The organism is Tabrizicola sp., assembly GCF_031377265.1.
Classification (GTDB): Bacteria; Pseudomonadota; Alphaproteobacteria; order Rhodobacterales; family Rhodobacteraceae; genus JAUYQR01.
Window position 1 is genome coordinate 1 of sequence record NZ_JANMET010000212.1, and the last position, 15,304, is coordinate 15,304.

Genomic DNA, 15,304 nt, shown 5'->3' on the forward strand with positions numbered 1-15,304 from the left:
GCGATGACCGATGCCAAGGTTGAGGATTTCTACAAAAAGATGGTTGCGGTGGGCGCGGCCCCGGCTGATCTTGACTGGAAGGCCTCCTACACGTTGCAATTCGTCAACAAGGGTGTCGGGCTGGATCTGAAACCCGCCGAATGACCGTTTGACCTGATCGCAGATCACGGGGGTCGGCAGCGGCCCCCGTTTGTTTCGGATGACCCATGACTGACCTGTCTTATCGCCCTGCCCTGCCGCTGACACAGCGCCCCAAGCTGTTGGAAATGGTGGGTATTTCCAAAGTGTTCAACGGCACAGTCACGGCGTTGGACGGCATGAACCTGACGCTGAACGAGGGCGATTTCCTGTCGCTGCTGGGGCCGTCGGGCTGTGGGAAATCCACCGCGTTGCGGCTGATTGCGGGGCTGATGCGGCCGACGACGGGGCGCATCCAATGGGCGGGCGCGCATGACCGGGGCGATATCGGCGTGGTGTTTCAAGAGCCCACGCTGATGCCCTGGGCGACGGTGGCCAAGAATGTCTGGCTGCCGTTCCGGCTGCGCGGGCAATCCTTCGCCTCGGTGGCCGACCGGATCGCCACGGCGCTGCAGCTGGTGGGGCTGGAGGCGTTTCACGATGCCTATCCGCGCGAGCTGTCGGGGGGCATGAAGATGCGCGTCAGCATCGCGCGGGCCTTTGTGACCAACCCGCGGCTGATCCTGATGGATGAACCTTTCGCGGCGCTGGACGAGATCACCCGCCAGAAGCTGAACGACGATCTTCTGGCGCTGAAGGAAAAGATCGGCTGCACGGTGATTTTCGTGACACATTCGGTGTTCGAAAGTGTGTTTCTGTCGGACCGGATCGTGGTGATGGCGGCGCGGCCGGGCCGGGTGGTGCAGGAGCTGTCGGTTGCGGCGCCCTATGCGCGCGACATGGAGTTCCGCACCTCGCCCGATTACGCCGCGCAGACGCATGTGGTGTCAGATGCGCTGCGCCGCGCCATGGGAGAGCAGAACCATGACCAGCACTGATCCCGTCTTTGACGCCGACGAGGCCCGCCGCGCCCGCAACCGGCGGATCGAGGCGGTGGCGCGCTGGGCCTTGCCGCTGGCGGTGGTGGTGCTGACGCTGATCGGCTGGGACTGGTTTTCCAACAGCAGCCAGACGCGCGGGCTGATCTTTCCCGAACCGGCGAAAGTCTGGACGCGGTTTCTGGCCGATTACCCCATGCTGTTCGCGTCGCTTCTGGTGACGCTGAAGATCACCTTTCTTGCGCTGGGAATTGCCATCATCGGCGGGGTGCTGCTTGCGATCCTGTTCACCCAGAGCCGCTTTGCCGAACTGGTGTTCTTCCCCTACGCAGTGGTGCTGCAGGTCACGCCCATCGTCTCCATTGCACCGCTGATCTTCATCTATGTGCAGGACCCGCTGGCACGGGTGCTGATCTGCGCCTGGATCGTGGCGTTCTTTCCGATCCTGTCGAACACCACGCTGGGCTTGAAATCCACCGACAGCAACCTGCGCGACCTGTATGCGATCTACGGGGCCAGCTGGTGGCAGACGCTGCTGTTTCTGCAACTGCCCTCGGCGCTGCCCTATTTCCTGGGTGGCCTGCGCATCGCGGGGGGGCTGGCGCTGATCGGGGCGATTGTCGCGGAATATGTGGCGGGGATCAGCGGGTCCGGCTCGGGCCTGGCGTTCCGCATTCTGGAGGCGAGCTACCGGTTGAACTATCCGCGGATGTTTGCCGCCCTGATCATGATCGCGCTGGTTGGCGTGATCATCTTTGCGGCAACCAGTTTCCTGTCCTGGTTCTTTCTGCGCAAATGGCATGAAAGTGCCTTGAAGCGGGAAAGCTGATGGATTTCATGACCCTGCCCCCCGGCCCCCTGCGGCTGGAGAATGTGACCGTGCCCGCCTGCCTGATGGGGCAGGAGGCGGATCTTCTGCGCCTGTCGCTGGGCGAGGGCCAGCCTGTCGACATGAAGGGCGCGATGGTGCTGCCCTGTTTCACCGACATGCACACCCATCTGGACAAGGGGCATATCTGGCCGCGCAGCCCGAACCCCGATGGCACCTTCATGGGCGCGCTGACCACCGCGGGCGCGGACCGCGCCGCCCGCTGGAGCGCGGAAGACGTGGCCGCGCGGATGGAGTTTTCGCTCCGTTGCGCCTATGCGCATGGCACGGCGGCAATCCGCACCCATCTGGATGCGATCGCGCCGCAGGATGCGATCAGCTTTCCGGTCTTTGCCCAAAAGCGCGCGGAATGGGCGGGGCGGATTGATCTGCAGGCCGCCTGCCTGATCGGCGCGGGCGATTTCTCCAGCGACGGCGCCTTCGCCCACACCGCCGATATTGTGGCGGCGCATGGCGGCGTGCTGGGCATGGTGACCTATCCGCTGCCCGACATCGCCACCCGCATCCGCAGCTTTTTCGCCATGGCTGCGGCGCGCGGACTGTCCGCCGATTTCCATGTCGACGAAACGCTGGACCCCGGCGCCAACACCCTGCGCCAGATTGCCGAGGCGGTGCTGGAGACCGGGTTTGCCGCCCCTGTGGTGGTGGGCCATTGCTGCTCTGTCTCGGCCATGGCCGAGGCAGAGGCGATGACCACGCTCGACCTCGTGGCCAAGGCCCGGCTGCATGTGGTCAGCCTGCCGATGTGCAACCTGTATCTGCAGGACCGACAGGCGCATCGCACGCCCCGGATGCGCGGGATCACCCTGGTGCATGAGATGAAGGCGCGCGGGATCTATGTCAGCTTTGCGTCCGACAACACCCGCGACCCGTTCTATGCCTATGGCGATATGGACATGCTGGAGGTGATGCGCGAGGCCACCCGGATCGGCCATCTGGACCACAGTGGCACCGATTGGGTGCAAGCATTCACTACGAACCCGGCCAAAGCCATTGGCACCGCGACCGGGCTGGACCCGATGAACTGTGTGATCTTCCGGGCGCGGAACTGGAACGAGTTGCTGTCGCGCCCTCAGTCCGACCGCATCGTCATCCGTGGCGGCCGGCAGATCGCCCGCACACTGCCCGATTACGCCGACCTTGACCACCTGATGGAGCCTGCATGACCCTCTCCGCCAATCTTGCCGCCGCCAAAGCCGCCCTCGCGCATCTGGAGATCGACGACAATCCGGTGTCGGTTCGGGCCAAAAGCCGGGATTTCTTCTGGTATTCGCCGGTGCTGAAGGCGCGGCTGGACCACATCTCCGCCGATTTCGTGGTTGCCCCGAAGTCCGAGGCCGAGTTGATCGAGGTGCTGCGGGTGGCCTATGCCCACAATATCCCGGTTACCACGCGCGGGGCGGGCACCGGCAACTACGGCCAGGCGATGCCGCTGGCGGGGGGGATCGTGCTGCACACACGCCACCTTTCGGCGGTGACGGCGATCCATCCTGGCCGGGTGATCGTACAGCCCGGCTGCCTGCTCAGGGATGTCGATGCCACCTGCAAGGCGCATTCAGCCCAGGAATTGCGCATGTTTTCCTCCACTTGGGCGACGGCTACAATTGGCGGTTTCATCGCCGGCGGCTCGGGCGGGGTTGGCTCTTGCACCTGGGGGGCGTTGCGCGACCTTGGCAACATCATCCGTCTGCGGGTGGTGACGATGGAGGCAGAGCCGCGCGTGCTGGAATTCACCGGCGAGGAGCTGCACCGCGTCAGCCACGCCTACGGCACCAATGGCATCATCACCGAACTGGAGATGCCGCTGGCCCCGGCCTATGACTGGGTCGAGATGTTCGTGACCTGCGAGACCTTTCCCGAGGCCGCGCGGATTGCCGCCGATCTGGGGCGCGAGGATGGCATCCTGAAAAAGCTGATCACGGTGTTCGAAGCCCCGATTGCACAGGACTACTTCCAGCGGGTGGCACCGCATCTGGCGCCTGGGCAGGCGGTGCTGGGCCTGATGATCGCGCCGCATGCGATGGACGGGTTCCTGACCTTTGCCGCGCGCTATCCGGGGGCCAAGGTCATCTACCGGTCCGACGCGCATGACTGGCCGCGCGATCCGGGGCCGGTGTTCGAATATGGCTGGAACCATACCACCCTGCGGGCGCTGAAGGTGGACCCGACCATCACCTATCTGCAGGTCCGTTATGCGGCACCGGACCATCTGGAAAAGATCGAGGCGATCCGGGCAAAGCTGGGCGGCGAGGTCCTGCAACACCTTGAGGTGATGAAAGAAAACGGCGCCACCATGTTCGCGGGCCTGTCGCTGGTGAAGTTCACCACCGAGGCGCGGCTGGACGAGATCGTGCGGATCCACGAAGCGATGGGCTGCATGGTGTTCAACCCGCACCGCTACACGCTGGAGGAAGGCGGGCGGCAATCGGTGGATGACCGGCAACTGGCCTTCAAGCGCGAGGCGGATCCGAAGGGGTTGCTGAACCCCGGCAAGATGATTGCTTGGGATGAGCCGGGGTTCGATTACAAGAACGTCTATGCTTACAAGGGCATGAAACGACCATGACCCGCGCGTTGGTGGTCTTTGCGCATCCGTGCGAGGAAAGCTTTTCTGCCGCCCTGCGTGCCTGCGTAATGGACCGGCTGACCGCGCGGGGCTGGGAGGTGGATCTTCTGGATCTGTATGCCGAGGGGTTTGACCCGGTGCTGAGTGCGGCGGAGCGACGGGGGTACCTCGACAGCGCCACCAATACCGCGCCGGTGCAGGGTTATGTTGACAGGTTGCGGGCGGCCCAAGTGCTGGTCTTCGTGTTCCCGGTGTGGAATTTCGGCTTTCCTGCCATTCTAAAGGGCTATTTTGACAGGGTTTTCCTGCCCGGCGTCAGCTTTCGGCTGGAAAACGGGCTGGTGGCGGCGAACCTGACGCATATCCGCAAGCTGGTGGCGGTGACGAGCTATGGGGCGACGCCGCTGCGGGCCTTCATGGCGGGCAATCCGCCGCGCAAGATGTTCACCCGGATCATCCGCTTTATCTGCCGGCCGGACCGGCTGCGCTATCTGGCACTGTACGACATGAACCGGGCCACCGATGCCCAGCGGGCGGCTTTTCTGGCAAAGGTCGGCGGAGAAATGGACCGGCTGTGACGCGGGCACCTGCGGTCTTTTGCCGAAACGGCGACGGCAGCTTTACCTTAGCCATGCGCAGATAATGCCGGCGCGGCGGGCGTTCTGATTGTTAAGGGGCTGATTTACGGCGATTTTCATAGTCTTCATTGCATCTTCTTTCCGTCTACATTGCGTCTACACGCGCGCAGGGGCCGGGAAGCGTTAACTATGCAGCGCGAATCGGCCAGAACGCCCGGCTAGCGCGCACGGTCCCAGCGCATTTCGGCCAGACGGGGGTCTGCGTCGAAGATGTTTCGGGGAAATTCGATGCCCTTGGCGGGATGTTCGCGGATCGCTTGCGCGCCGCTGGGGCCGATCTTGATCCGCCAGGTCTGCCGGTCACCCGGGGCACGGGCGGCAAAGGCCGTGCAGGACAGAACCGCAAGATTGGCACCGCCCCCCGGATCGCGCACGGACGGTGCGCGCAAAAGGTTGACCCCGGCGTCGCGGGCGGCCTCGGCCAGACTTTGGCACGGACCGTAGTCGGTTGGGTGGGTCCAGAGCGCTGCATCACGGTCAAGCGGTGGTGCCGCGAGATCGATGGCTGCCGCAGTGGCCAGCGGCACCGCGAAACCGGTGTAATCTGCCGCGCCGTCCGGAAACGGCACATCCGGAGCTTCGGCGAAAAACAGAAAACGGTAAAAAACCATTTCAGCCACCGCTGTTTCGGCCTGTTCGGCCCCGTACCAGACGCCGGGAGTAAAGCCTGCACGGCGAAAGCGCGAGCCGTGCGGATACGGGCGATAGCGGAAAGGCGTGGCGAGCAGGTAGTCGAGACCGCGGCAGGCCTCTGGCAGCGGGGGCTTGGTGCCTTCGAGGATGTCTTCCAATACCGCCTGTTCGGCGAGGCTGTCGACCAGTTTCAGGGTGGAGACGCGGTGCTGCGCCTCGACCAGACGCCAGGCTTTGCCACGAAACCCCCGCGCCTCAGAGCGGAGCGCGGCGGGCGTCCAAGTAACTGACGACATCGCACAACCCCTGAACCGAAGCCATCATCGCCAGCGGCACCCCACCCAGCGCCAGATTTTCTGCCTGAACCCAGGCGCGCGACACCCGTTCATCGCCGCCCGTCACCGCATCAAGCGAGCGGAAGGCGCGCACCAGAAGGGCGGCAAGTTCAAAGGGTTTGCTGCCCTCCTCCAGCCCCAGATCGCCGCGCTTCATACGCGAGACGCTGGGTTCGGACACCCCGATGATCCGCGCCAAGGCCCGTGCGGTCAGGCCCAGACGGTCGGCGGCGGCCAAGGCTGCCTTGGTCAGCACCGCGCTGCGTGCGGGCGTGTTTCGGGGGGCGTGCAGCAGTGCGGTCATCGGGTGGTTCTTTCAAAGGAAATTATTGAGTACGTACATTTCAGTAGAAATAGTTATTCTGGCGCCTTCGGTCAAGTCCCGACCGCTGGAATCGCCGGCCTAGCGGTAGGCATCGGGGTTTGGCCGGGTGGTCAGCCAATCGGCGGGCAGGCGCTGCACTTCGCCCAACAGCGTCACCAGTTGCCGTGCTGCATGGTCCACGAAAGCGTGGCCCTTGTCGGCGGTGGCAGCGGCGGCATTGCCGCAAACCCCGGCGGCGTTCAGATCCTGCATCTGCCAGCCCAGCTTGCCGGCTGGCGACAGGCCCAGATGGCCGGTCAGCGCGGCCTGCCCTGCAGGAAAATCGCGGGCCTGCGCCATATCGACAAGGGCGGGGTGCAGGGCCAGCATCATCGAGGTTTCCTTATCACCGGCGTGGATGCCAAGCCGTTCTTCTGCCTCGGAAATCAGGCCCTTGGGGGCACCCATGGCAAACCAGTTCGCGGCCACGGTCAGCATGCCGTGCTTGACCCGCAAGTCGCGGGCGACAATGTCCATCGGCGCGATCTGGCCACCGTGTGAATTGAGCAGAACCAGCTTTTTCACCCCAGCCGCCGCAACCGAATCGCCAATTTCGGTCCACATCGCCATCAGCGTCGCGGCAGACAGGGTCAGCGTGCCGGGCCAGGCGGAATGTTCGTTGGATTTGCCGATGGCGCAGGTGGGCAGGAATAGGGCCGGGCAATCGGCGGGAATAAGGGGGATGGCCGCGGCGATCACGCCGTTCAGAATGTCGCGGTCCACCGACAACGGCAGGTGCGGCCCGTGCTGCTCCACTGCCCCCACCGGCAGGACGGCGATCAGGCTGCCCCGGTCAAGTGCCGCAAAATCGCGGGCGGTGTAGTCTGCCCAGAACCGGTGTTTCAGTGGCATCACGTGCTCCTTCCGTTGTCGGGCCAAGATGACGGTCAAGACCGGCACCGGGTCAATCCCGAAACGTCGCCCCTGCCCCCTTGCAGCGGCGTGGCGGTTCCGCTATCCCCTTTGCACTCTCGGCGGCGGGTTGGCGGAGAGGTTACGCAGCGGATTGCAAATCCGTGAAGACCGGTTCGATTCCGGTACCCGCCTCCACTTTGCACCGGATGGCGCGCAATTGCGGCGGCCACGGTCTGCCAGATCGCAAAAACCACCGATTCCGGGCCGCGACTGATGCGCGGTTGCATGCAGAGGCGGCATCTTGCTGAGGTGCATAGGAAAAAGCGTGAAGCGCGGGCAACCTCGCGCTATAAGTGTGGAAATCGGAAAAAGAGCGTCAGGGGCAAACGGGACGACGGGCAAGGATCGACGGGCTGAGGCGGGGGAAACCGTCGGCAAGCTGACGATCACCCCACCCCAAGGCGCAAGGACGGAGGCGGCAGTGATCGGCAAATTCCTGAACGGCGCACTGGTGGGCAGTGTCATGGCGGCAGCTGGTCTGGCTGCGGTTTCGCTGGTGTCTCCACACAAACTGGTTGCGCCCGATCTTGCGCTGGACGAAAGCGTCACCGCCCCCGAAACGTTGGAGCCCGATGCTTCGGAGCCGTCTGAAGCAGAGTTGGCCGTTACCGAAAACGTGCCCGCCGCAGTCGAACCAGCGCCCGAGGACACCGCCGATGCAGTAACGGCTGAACCGACACCCGAACCTGCGCCCGAGGTGGTTGCAGACACAGTGATCGATCCGCCGCAAGCACCGGTCGAACCACAAGAGCCGGTGAATGTGCCGGCTTTGGCCGCCGATGAAGTGACAAAGCTGACCAATGATGTGCTGGCCGCACTAGCCCCCGCAGACAAGCCGCCGCCGTTGGCGGACCCTGCGCCAGCAATCGCCAAGGCGGAACCTGTACCAGCCTTGCCAGCGGTTCCTGCCAAAGCAGCGGTGGCAGAAGGCGCGACTGCAGCAGCAACTCCGATTGCGCCGGTCGAGGTCGAACCGGCCGAAAAGCCGGCGGCTGAAACGGCGACAACGGAAACGGCAAAGCCCGAAGCCGAACCGGCAGAAACTGAGCCGGCTGAGGTGGCGGTTGCTGTCGATCCACCTGCCCAGGCCGAAGCTGGTGCAGCGACGGACGACACGCTGCTTGCCGTGGCAGAAGATGAGATTGCGCCCCCGGCAAGCCCCGAGATCAGTGACCCTGCCCCGGTTGAACCTGCGCCTGAAGTGGCAAGCACCCTGCCCGAGCCGGACGCAAAACCGACCGAGCCCGCCGCCGCCGATGCACCGCTGGTGACCGCCGAAGCCGAGCCGCCAGTTGCAGCGCCGCCCGTGCCAGAGCCGCCCGTCGCAGAACCGCCCGTAGCCGATACGCCCGTAGCCGATACGCCGGTGATCGTGGAGCCTGAGGTGGTGGAACCTGCCCCGGAAACGATGGTGCCCGTTGCCCCGCCCGAGGACAGCCTGCCCGGAACCGTGTCCCCCGATATGCCCGGCAAAAAGCCGCTGCCGTTGCCCGGCACCGAGGCCGCACCCGAAGCGGATGCCGAAGTGGCGGTGCTGCCGGAACCCGAGGCCGAGAGCGGCCCGACCTTGAAACCCGCGCCCGGACTGGGCGGCACTGCGGAAGGTGTGATCACCGGCCGTCTGCCAAGGATCGGCGATCAACCGGCCGTGGTGGCCGAGGCTGAACCGGGTGCTGCAGCACCCGACACGCCGCTGGGTCAGTTCGCCCGACCCTTTGACAACCCGGATGGCAAGCCGGTCTTCGCCATTGTCCTGATCGACACCGGCGAGGCGACGCTGGACCGTCAGGCGCTGGCCAACCTGCCCTTTGCGGTGACCTTTGCCCTTGATCCGCTGGCCCCGGACACAGCTCAACACGCCGCGATCTACCGGGCTGCCGGGCAGGAAGTGGTGATGCTGGCCACCGGAATTGCCGAAGGGTCCAACGCCTCAGACATCGAGGTCGCGTTCCAGAGCATGGCCCAGGGCCTGCCAGAATCCGTCGCGGTGATGGATGTGCCGGAGCTGCGGTTTCAGGGCAACCGGCCGCTGGCCAGCCTTGTGGTGCCGGTGGTGGCAGCCCAGGGGCGCGGCTTGCTGACCTGGGATCAGGGCCTGAACGCCGCCGATCAGGTGGCGCGGCGCGAAGATCTGGCCGCAACCACGGTGTTCCGCAATCTGGACGGCGCGGGCGAAGACCGCAGCGCGATCCGGCGCTATCTGGATCGGGCGGTGTTCAAGGCGGGTCAGGATGGCCGGGTCACGGTTGTCGGGCACAGCCGCGAAGAGACGGTGGCCGCCTTGCTGGAATGGACGGTCGAAGGCCGCGCCGCGACAGTGGTGCTGGCCCCGCTGTCCGCGGCATTGACGGTGGAGTGACGGTCAGCCGTTGCCACGCCCGGCGAACATGCCCGCATCTTCGGCAGCACGGCGCAGGGCGTTGGATTTGTTGACGGTTTCCTGATATTCAGCCTCGGGGTCGCTGTCGTAGACCACGCCACCCCCGGCCTGGATGTACAGCGTTTCGTCCTTTAGAACGGCGGTGCGCAGCGCGATGCAAAAGTCCATCTCGCCATTGGCGGCGAAATAGCCGACCCCGCCGCCATAGACGCCGCGCTTTTCCGGCTCCAGCTCGTCGATGATCTGCATTGCGCGGACCTTTGGCGCCCCTGACACGGTGCCTGCAGGCAGGCCCGCCAACAGCGCCGACAGCGCATCTTCGCCCGCAGCAATCTCGCCCACCACGTTCGACACGATGTGCATGACATGGCTGTAGCGTTCGATGATGAAGGTTTCGGTCGGGCGCACGGTGCCGACCTTTGCCACACGGCCCACGTCGTTGCGCCCCAAGTCAAGCAGCATCAGATGTTCGGCGCGTTCCTTGGGATCGGCCAGAAGGTCCGCCTCCAGCGCGCGGTCTTCTTCGGGGGTTGCACCACGTTTGCGGGTGCCAGCAATCGGGCGCACCGTCACTTCGCCGTCGCGCAGGCGCACCAGAATCTCGGGCGAGGCACCGACAACCTGAAAGCCGCCGAAGTTGAAAAAGAACATGAACGGCGACGGGTTGGTCCGCCTTAGGCTGCGATACAGCGCGAAGGGCGGCAGATCAAAGCGCAACGACCAACGCTGGCTGGGCACCACCTGAAAAATGTCACCGGCGCGGATATAGGCCTTGGCCCGGTCCACCGCCGCCTTGTAGCCGGCATGGGTGAAATTCGACTGCGGCGCGCCCACCGGGGAGCCTTCGCCCAGGTCGCGCGGCACAGCGGGGGCGCGGTCCAGATCGCGCAGGCTGTCCATCACCCGTTCGGCCGCCTGCGCATAAGCCGCGCGCGCCGACAGGCCGGAGGCCACCCAGGCCGGGGCGACAATCGTCACCTCGCCCTTCACCCCATCCAGCACGGCCACCACCGATGGGCGCATCAGCACTGCGTCGGGCAGGCCAAGCGGGTCGGGGTTCACGTCGGGCAGATGTTCCACCAGCCGGATCATGTCATAGCCAAGATAGCCGAACAGGCCCGCTGCCACCGGTGGCAGCCCTTCGGGCATGTCGATCTGGCATTCGGCCAACAGGGCGCGCAACGTGTCAAGCGGATGCCCCGGCAGATCGGCAAAGGCCTGCGGGTCAAACCGGGCCTGACGGTTGATCCGGCTGGTCGTGGCGTGGCACTGCCAGATCAGATCGGGCTTCAGCCCGACGATGGAATAGCGGCCCCGCACTTCGCAGCCGGTCACTGATTCCAGCATGAAAGTATCAGCGCGTGCCTCAGCCAGTTTCAGCATCAGGCTGACGGGGGTATCCAGATCGGCGGCAAGGCGCGCCCAGACGATCTGATTGCGCCCCTCGGCCCAACCGTGCGCAAACTCGGCGAAAGTGGGGGATAGCTGCATCCTACTGCAGGCTCGCGTGGACCGCATTGATCGCGGACTGATCAATGGCGATGCCCGCCTCTGCCGTCAGCGCGGTGGTGAAGGCGTTGAATGCGTCCTGTGCGATGGCCTGTTCGATCTGTGCTGCAAGCGCCGCGGTCATGGCGGTTGCATCCTCGCGTTCGGTGGCGGCGGGAAGGATGGTGTCAAGCCGCACCACGCCGACAAAGCCCTGGGCGTCAAACACCCGCACGTCGCCTTCTGCCATCTGGAACACGCCTTTCAGCAGATCCTCAGGGGTGGCTTCGACAAAGCCGTCGCGGGCGATTTCCGAGGTGACATCAACGATGCCGAAGCTGCCGATGGCGGCTCCGCCTTCGATTGCTGTCTTGATCTCGATGGCACGGTCGGACAGGGACTTTGCAACCGCAGCGGCGCGCCATGCAGTGGCAACCGCCGCTTTGGCCTCATCAAACGGGATCGGCGCTGAGGGCACGATTTCGTCCAGCCGCAGGGCGACCATGCCGCCGTCATCAAGCACCACGGCTTCGGGGAAGTCACCTTCAGCAACGGCTTCGGCAGCGGCGCGGAAGGCGGGATAGCCTTCGATGGTGCTGTCGCCCGGCGCGCCAGGCACGTAATCCAGCGTTTCAAGTTTCATCCCGGCGTCGGTCTTGAGGTCTTCAAGGCTGCCGCCACCCGCCAGCAGGTCATCGACCACTTCGACCTGATCGGCGATGGTGCGGCGCGCGGCGTCGGTCTGGATTTCGATGGCCAGTGCTTCGCGGGCGTCTTCGAAGGTGGTCTCCTCGGCTTGCAGGATCGCGTTCACCCGGAAGATCGCGGGGCCGAGGTCGGACATCAGCGGGCCGATGGTTCCCGGTTCGGTCAGGGAAAACACCGCCTCGCCAGCGGGGCCGAGATCGTCTTTGGACACATCGCCCAGGTCGATGGAATCAAGCGTCAGGCCACGGTCGGCCACAAGGGTTTCAAACGTCTCGCCGGTATCAAGGCGTTTGCCTGCGGCGTCGGCTGCGGCCTGATCGGGATAGACCAGCCGTTCGACCAGCCGCCGTTCGGGAACCACGAATTCGTCGATCCGGTCATCGTACAGCTTTTTCAGCACGGCCTCGTCGACGGGCTGATCCTTGGCGATCATTTCCGGCAACAGCGCGGCATAGGTGATGCGCTTGGCTTCGGGTTTGGTGAATTGGGCGATGTTGGCCAGGTGGTAGGCCTGCAATTCGGCATCGGTCGGTTCGGGCACGGGTGCGGTGAGGTCGGCCTCGGTCAGGCGCAGCATCGAGAAGCCGCGCCGTTCGGCCACCCAGGCGTAGATCGTGCCGGTCATCGCTTCGGGGGCCGCAAAGCCGCCGCTGATCGCGCCCTGAAGAAGGGCGCGGGACAGGTCGCGCCGGATATTCGTCTCGAACTCGGCCTCGGACAGTTTGTTGCGTTCGAGGGTGAAGCGGTAGGCCTCGCGGTCAAAGCCGCCGGATGCGCCCTTGAAGGCGTCCATCCCGGTCAGTTCGGCGGCCACCACGGCGTCGCCGACGGAAAGGCCAACGCGGTGCGCCTCGTTATCCAGGGCGGTGCGGGTGATCAGGCTTTGCAGCACCTGCCGGTCCAGACCGAAGGCGATGGCCTCTTGTGCCGAAATCTGCTGGCCCACCTGTTGGGAAAAGGCGTTCAGCTGCTGGCGGAAGGCGAGGGCGTAGTCGTCGACGGAGATTTTGGTGTCGCCGACGCGGCCGATCGAGGTGAGGCCACCGCCGAAATTGGTGACCCCGAAGCCGCCGAGGCCGAGGATCAGCATGGCCATCAGGATCCATCCGGCGATCCCTGCGGATTTGCTTTTGGGTTTCGGGGTCTCAGCTTCCGGGGACTTGGCCATGGGTCTGCCTTGAGATTGGGTCTGGCGGACTTCTAGATTGAAGGCCGCGGGGGGGCAAGATGAAGATGGTTGGGGGTGATCCGGTTGGCCTGCGGTTTGTCCACGCGTGGACAAAAGGTCAAGTCATTGGAATCATGCGACGTTCTGTTTTCACTTTAACCCTTTGGTAAGGTTTCGCGCCGTTTCAGGCGCGGACCCTGGCGAGCCTGCGGAACATCTCGGCGATGCCGGAGGCATCGACGTTGGCAAAGGCGATGCGGATCTGGCGCTTTCCGACCGCAGACCCCGGCGGCTGAAACATCGTGCCGGGCAGCATCAGGAGCGACGCCTCAGCCACCAGCCGCTTGCAAACGGCATCCGACGGGTCGGCGAAAGGGTGTTCGACATAGGCGAAGTACGCACCGCAACCAAGCAGCCGCCAGCCTTGCAGGGCGGAAAACCCTTCGGTCATCGCGCGGCGGCGGGCGAGAATCTCGTCGCGTTCGCCAGCCACCCATTGTGCGAGGTTGCGCATGCCCCAGAGGGCCGCGATCTGGCCAAGCTGGCTGGGGCAGATCGCGACGGTGTCGAGGAATTTCTCCACCTCGGTCAGCCGCGCCTCGGACGCGACGACGGCGCCGACGCGGTGGCCGGTGAGGCGGTAGGCTTTGGAGAAGCTGTAGAGGTGGATGAAGGTATCGGCCCAGTCCGGATCGGTGAACAGCTCATGCGGGCGACCGGTCCGGCTGTCGAAATCGCGGTAGGTCTCATCCACGATCAGCGCAAGGCCGTGGGCGCGGGCAAGGTCGCGGAAGGCGGTCAACGTTTCCGCCGGATATTCGACACCGCCGGGGTTGTTGGGGCTGACCAGCACGATGGCGCGCGTGCGGTCGGTGATCAGTGCGGCGGCGGCATCAGCCGACGGGATCAGCGTCGGGCCGGTGTCGAGCGGAACAGCGGTGACGCTGGACATGTCGAGCCACATCTTGTGGTTGAAATACCAAGGCGTCGGCAGGATCACCTCGTCCCCCTGCCCCGCCAGCGTCGCCATCACCGTGCAGAACGCCTGGTTGCAGCCTTGCGTGATCGCGACCTGCAACGGCGAGATCACCCCGCCATAACTGGCCGACCATTGCTTGGCGATCTCTTCGCGCAAAGCGGGAAGCCCCAGCACCGGCCCGTAAAGATGCGCCTGCGGATCGTTCAGCGCCGCATCGGCCAGCGCCTGCCGCAACCCCAGGGGCGGGCTGTCCACCGGGGCCGCCTGGCTGACATTGATCAGCGGGCGGTCGGCTGGAAAGCTGACACCCTGAAGCCAGCGCCGCGCCTCCATCACCGGCGGCGGTTCGGTGGCGGCAAAGGCGGGGTTCAGCGGCAGGGTCATCGTCACGGCTCCTTCAGACGGCAGGCAGGGCGCGCCCGCGCAACGCCTGCCATTCCTGCCAGACCAAACCGATCATCACCAGATCGAAGATGGCCAGCAGCAAAAGGAAGGGCGAACCGGCGTGGACGAATTCGTAAAGCTGATAGCCCACGAACCCCGCCAGCACCACCATCGAGGCCGGATAGGCCCAGACCACCTTGCGCCAGAGCAGCAGCACCATCGTCAGCTTCAGCCCGCCATGCGCCAAAAGGTAGAGCGCATAGAAATGCTGCGTCGGCACCGGAAACGCCTGCATCGCCCGCATCGTCCACGTTGCCAGAGTGTCGGTCGGGTCCTCGGCAATCTCGAAATGGGTGACCCAGTAGACAAAGCGCGCGACCAGCGCGTTCGGGGTCAATAGCAGCCCAAGGCCCGCCAGGGCCTCGGCAAAGGTCAGAAGACCCTTGATCGCCAGAGACGCCTCGAACAACCAATGCAGCAGCCGAAGGCGGCTTTGACGCAGCATGAAATCTCAGTCAGCCCCGCGCATCGGCTGGACATATTGCAGCGCCATGTCCCAGGGGAAGAATATCCAGGTGTCCTGGCTGACGGATGTGATGTAGGTGTCGGCCTGCTTTTCACCCTCGGGCTTGGCGTAGACGCAGGCGAAATGCGCCTTGGGATACAGGCTGCGGATCAACTCCAGCGTCCGGCCACTGTCGACCAGGTCGTCCACGATCAGGACCCCCGTTCCGTCACCCATGATGTCGGCCTGCGGGGCCTTGATGATCTGCGCCTCACGCCGCTGGTCGGCCTTGCCGCCGCCCGAATGGTAGGACTTCACGCTGATGGAATCGACGAC

At 64.8% G+C, this 15,304-nt stretch carries 14 protein-coding genes and 1 tRNA gene; 7 read left to right on the forward strand and 8 right to left on the reverse strand.

Going from position 1 to position 15,304, the window contains the following annotated elements; translation table 11 throughout:
• Positions 1-206: 206 nt before the first annotated feature.
• From RMO18_RS12505 to RMO18_RS12525, 5 genes are read left to right on the forward strand one after another with little or no spacing between them, the layout of a single operon-like run.
• Positions 207-1,016: an ABC transporter ATP-binding protein gene (locus RMO18_RS12505; protein WP_309666303.1), complete on the forward strand. Its 810-nt coding sequence runs from the start codon at positions 207-209 to the stop codon at positions 1,014-1,016.
• On the forward strand, positions 1,003-1,845 hold the full coding sequence (locus RMO18_RS12510; protein ID WP_309666305.1) for an ABC transporter permease: 843 nt from the start codon (positions 1,003-1,005) through the stop codon (positions 1,843-1,845). Before RMO18_RS12505 ends, RMO18_RS12510 begins: the two co-directional genes overlap by 14 nt.
• A complete protein-coding gene (locus tag RMO18_RS12515; RefSeq protein WP_309666307.1) occupies positions 1,845-3,071 on the forward strand; it encodes a cytosine deaminase in 1,227 nt (408 codons plus the stop codon). Before RMO18_RS12510 ends, RMO18_RS12515 begins: the two co-directional genes overlap by 1 nt.
• Positions 3,068-4,471: an FAD-binding oxidoreductase gene (locus RMO18_RS12520; protein ID WP_309666309.1), complete on the forward strand. Its 1,404-nt coding sequence runs from the start codon at positions 3,068-3,070 to the stop codon at positions 4,469-4,471. Before RMO18_RS12515 ends, RMO18_RS12520 begins: the two co-directional genes overlap by 4 nt.
• Positions 4,468-5,049: an NAD(P)H-dependent oxidoreductase gene (locus RMO18_RS12525; RefSeq protein WP_309666311.1), complete on the forward strand. Its 582-nt coding sequence runs from the start codon at positions 4,468-4,470 to the stop codon at positions 5,047-5,049. Before RMO18_RS12520 ends, RMO18_RS12525 begins: the two co-directional genes overlap by 4 nt.
• Positions 5,050-5,267: 218 nt before the next feature.
• On the opposite strand, the gene RMO18_RS12530 is transcribed toward RMO18_RS12525, so the two are convergent.
• The 3 genes from RMO18_RS12530 to RMO18_RS12540 form a co-directional block, all read right to left on the reverse strand.
• Complete coding sequence (locus RMO18_RS12530) at positions 5,268-6,038, reverse strand: RES family NAD+ phosphorylase (protein WP_309666313.1); 771 nt, start codon at positions 6,036-6,038, stop codon at positions 5,268-5,270.
• Positions 5,998-6,381 carry an antitoxin Xre/MbcA/ParS toxin-binding domain-containing protein gene (locus RMO18_RS12535; RefSeq protein WP_309666315.1) on the reverse strand — a complete coding sequence of 128 codons (384 nt, stop codon included), beginning with the start codon at positions 6,379-6,381 and terminating at the stop codon, positions 5,998-6,000. The genes RMO18_RS12530 and RMO18_RS12535 overlap by 41 nt, the downstream gene beginning before the upstream one ends.
• 99 nt (positions 6,382-6,480) lie before the next feature.
• Entirely contained in the window at positions 6,481-7,293 is an 813-nt protein-coding gene (locus RMO18_RS12540) for a creatininase family protein (RefSeq protein WP_309666316.1), read from the reverse strand.
• A gap of 124 nt (positions 7,294-7,417) precedes the next feature.
• Between RMO18_RS12540 and RMO18_RS12545 the strand changes: the two genes are divergently transcribed.
• Together RMO18_RS12545 and RMO18_RS12550 are read left to right on the forward strand one after the other, a co-directional pair.
• A tRNA-Cys gene (locus tag RMO18_RS12545) sits at positions 7,418-7,491 on the forward strand.
• Between the two features lie 286 nt (positions 7,492-7,777).
• Positions 7,778-9,715, forward strand: a complete 1,938-nt coding sequence (locus RMO18_RS12550) for a divergent polysaccharide deacetylase family protein (RefSeq protein ID WP_309666317.1) — start codon at positions 7,778-7,780, stop codon at positions 9,713-9,715.
• A 3-nt stretch (positions 9,716-9,718) separates the two neighbouring features.
• On the opposite strand, the gene trpE is transcribed toward RMO18_RS12550, so the two are convergent.
• The 5 genes from trpE to RMO18_RS12575 form a co-directional block, all read right to left on the reverse strand.
• The gene (gene trpE, locus RMO18_RS12555) at positions 9,719-11,227 is read right to left on the reverse strand and encodes an anthranilate synthase component I (protein WP_309666318.1); all 1,509 of its coding nucleotides are present in this window, start codon (positions 11,225-11,227) and stop codon (positions 9,719-9,721) included.
• Position 11,228: 1 nt separating this feature from the next.
• Positions 11,229-13,100 (reverse strand): SurA N-terminal domain-containing protein, encoded by a 1,872-nt coding sequence (locus RMO18_RS12560; RefSeq protein ID WP_309666320.1) that lies wholly within the window; start codon positions 13,098-13,100, stop codon positions 11,229-11,231.
• Positions 13,101-13,284: 184 nt separating this feature from the next.
• Entirely contained in the window at positions 13,285-14,463 is a 1,179-nt protein-coding gene (locus RMO18_RS12565; RefSeq protein WP_309666322.1) for an aminotransferase, read from the reverse strand.
• A gap of 13 nt (positions 14,464-14,476) precedes the next feature.
• The gene (locus RMO18_RS12570; RefSeq protein ID WP_309666323.1) at positions 14,477-14,968 is read right to left on the reverse strand and encodes a DUF2127 domain-containing protein; all 492 of its coding nucleotides are present in this window, start codon (positions 14,966-14,968) and stop codon (positions 14,477-14,479) included.
• A gap of 6 nt (positions 14,969-14,974) precedes the next feature.
• On the reverse strand, positions 14,975-15,304 hold a 330-nt coding region (locus RMO18_RS12575), incomplete at its 5' end, for a phosphoribosyltransferase family protein (protein ID WP_309666325.1).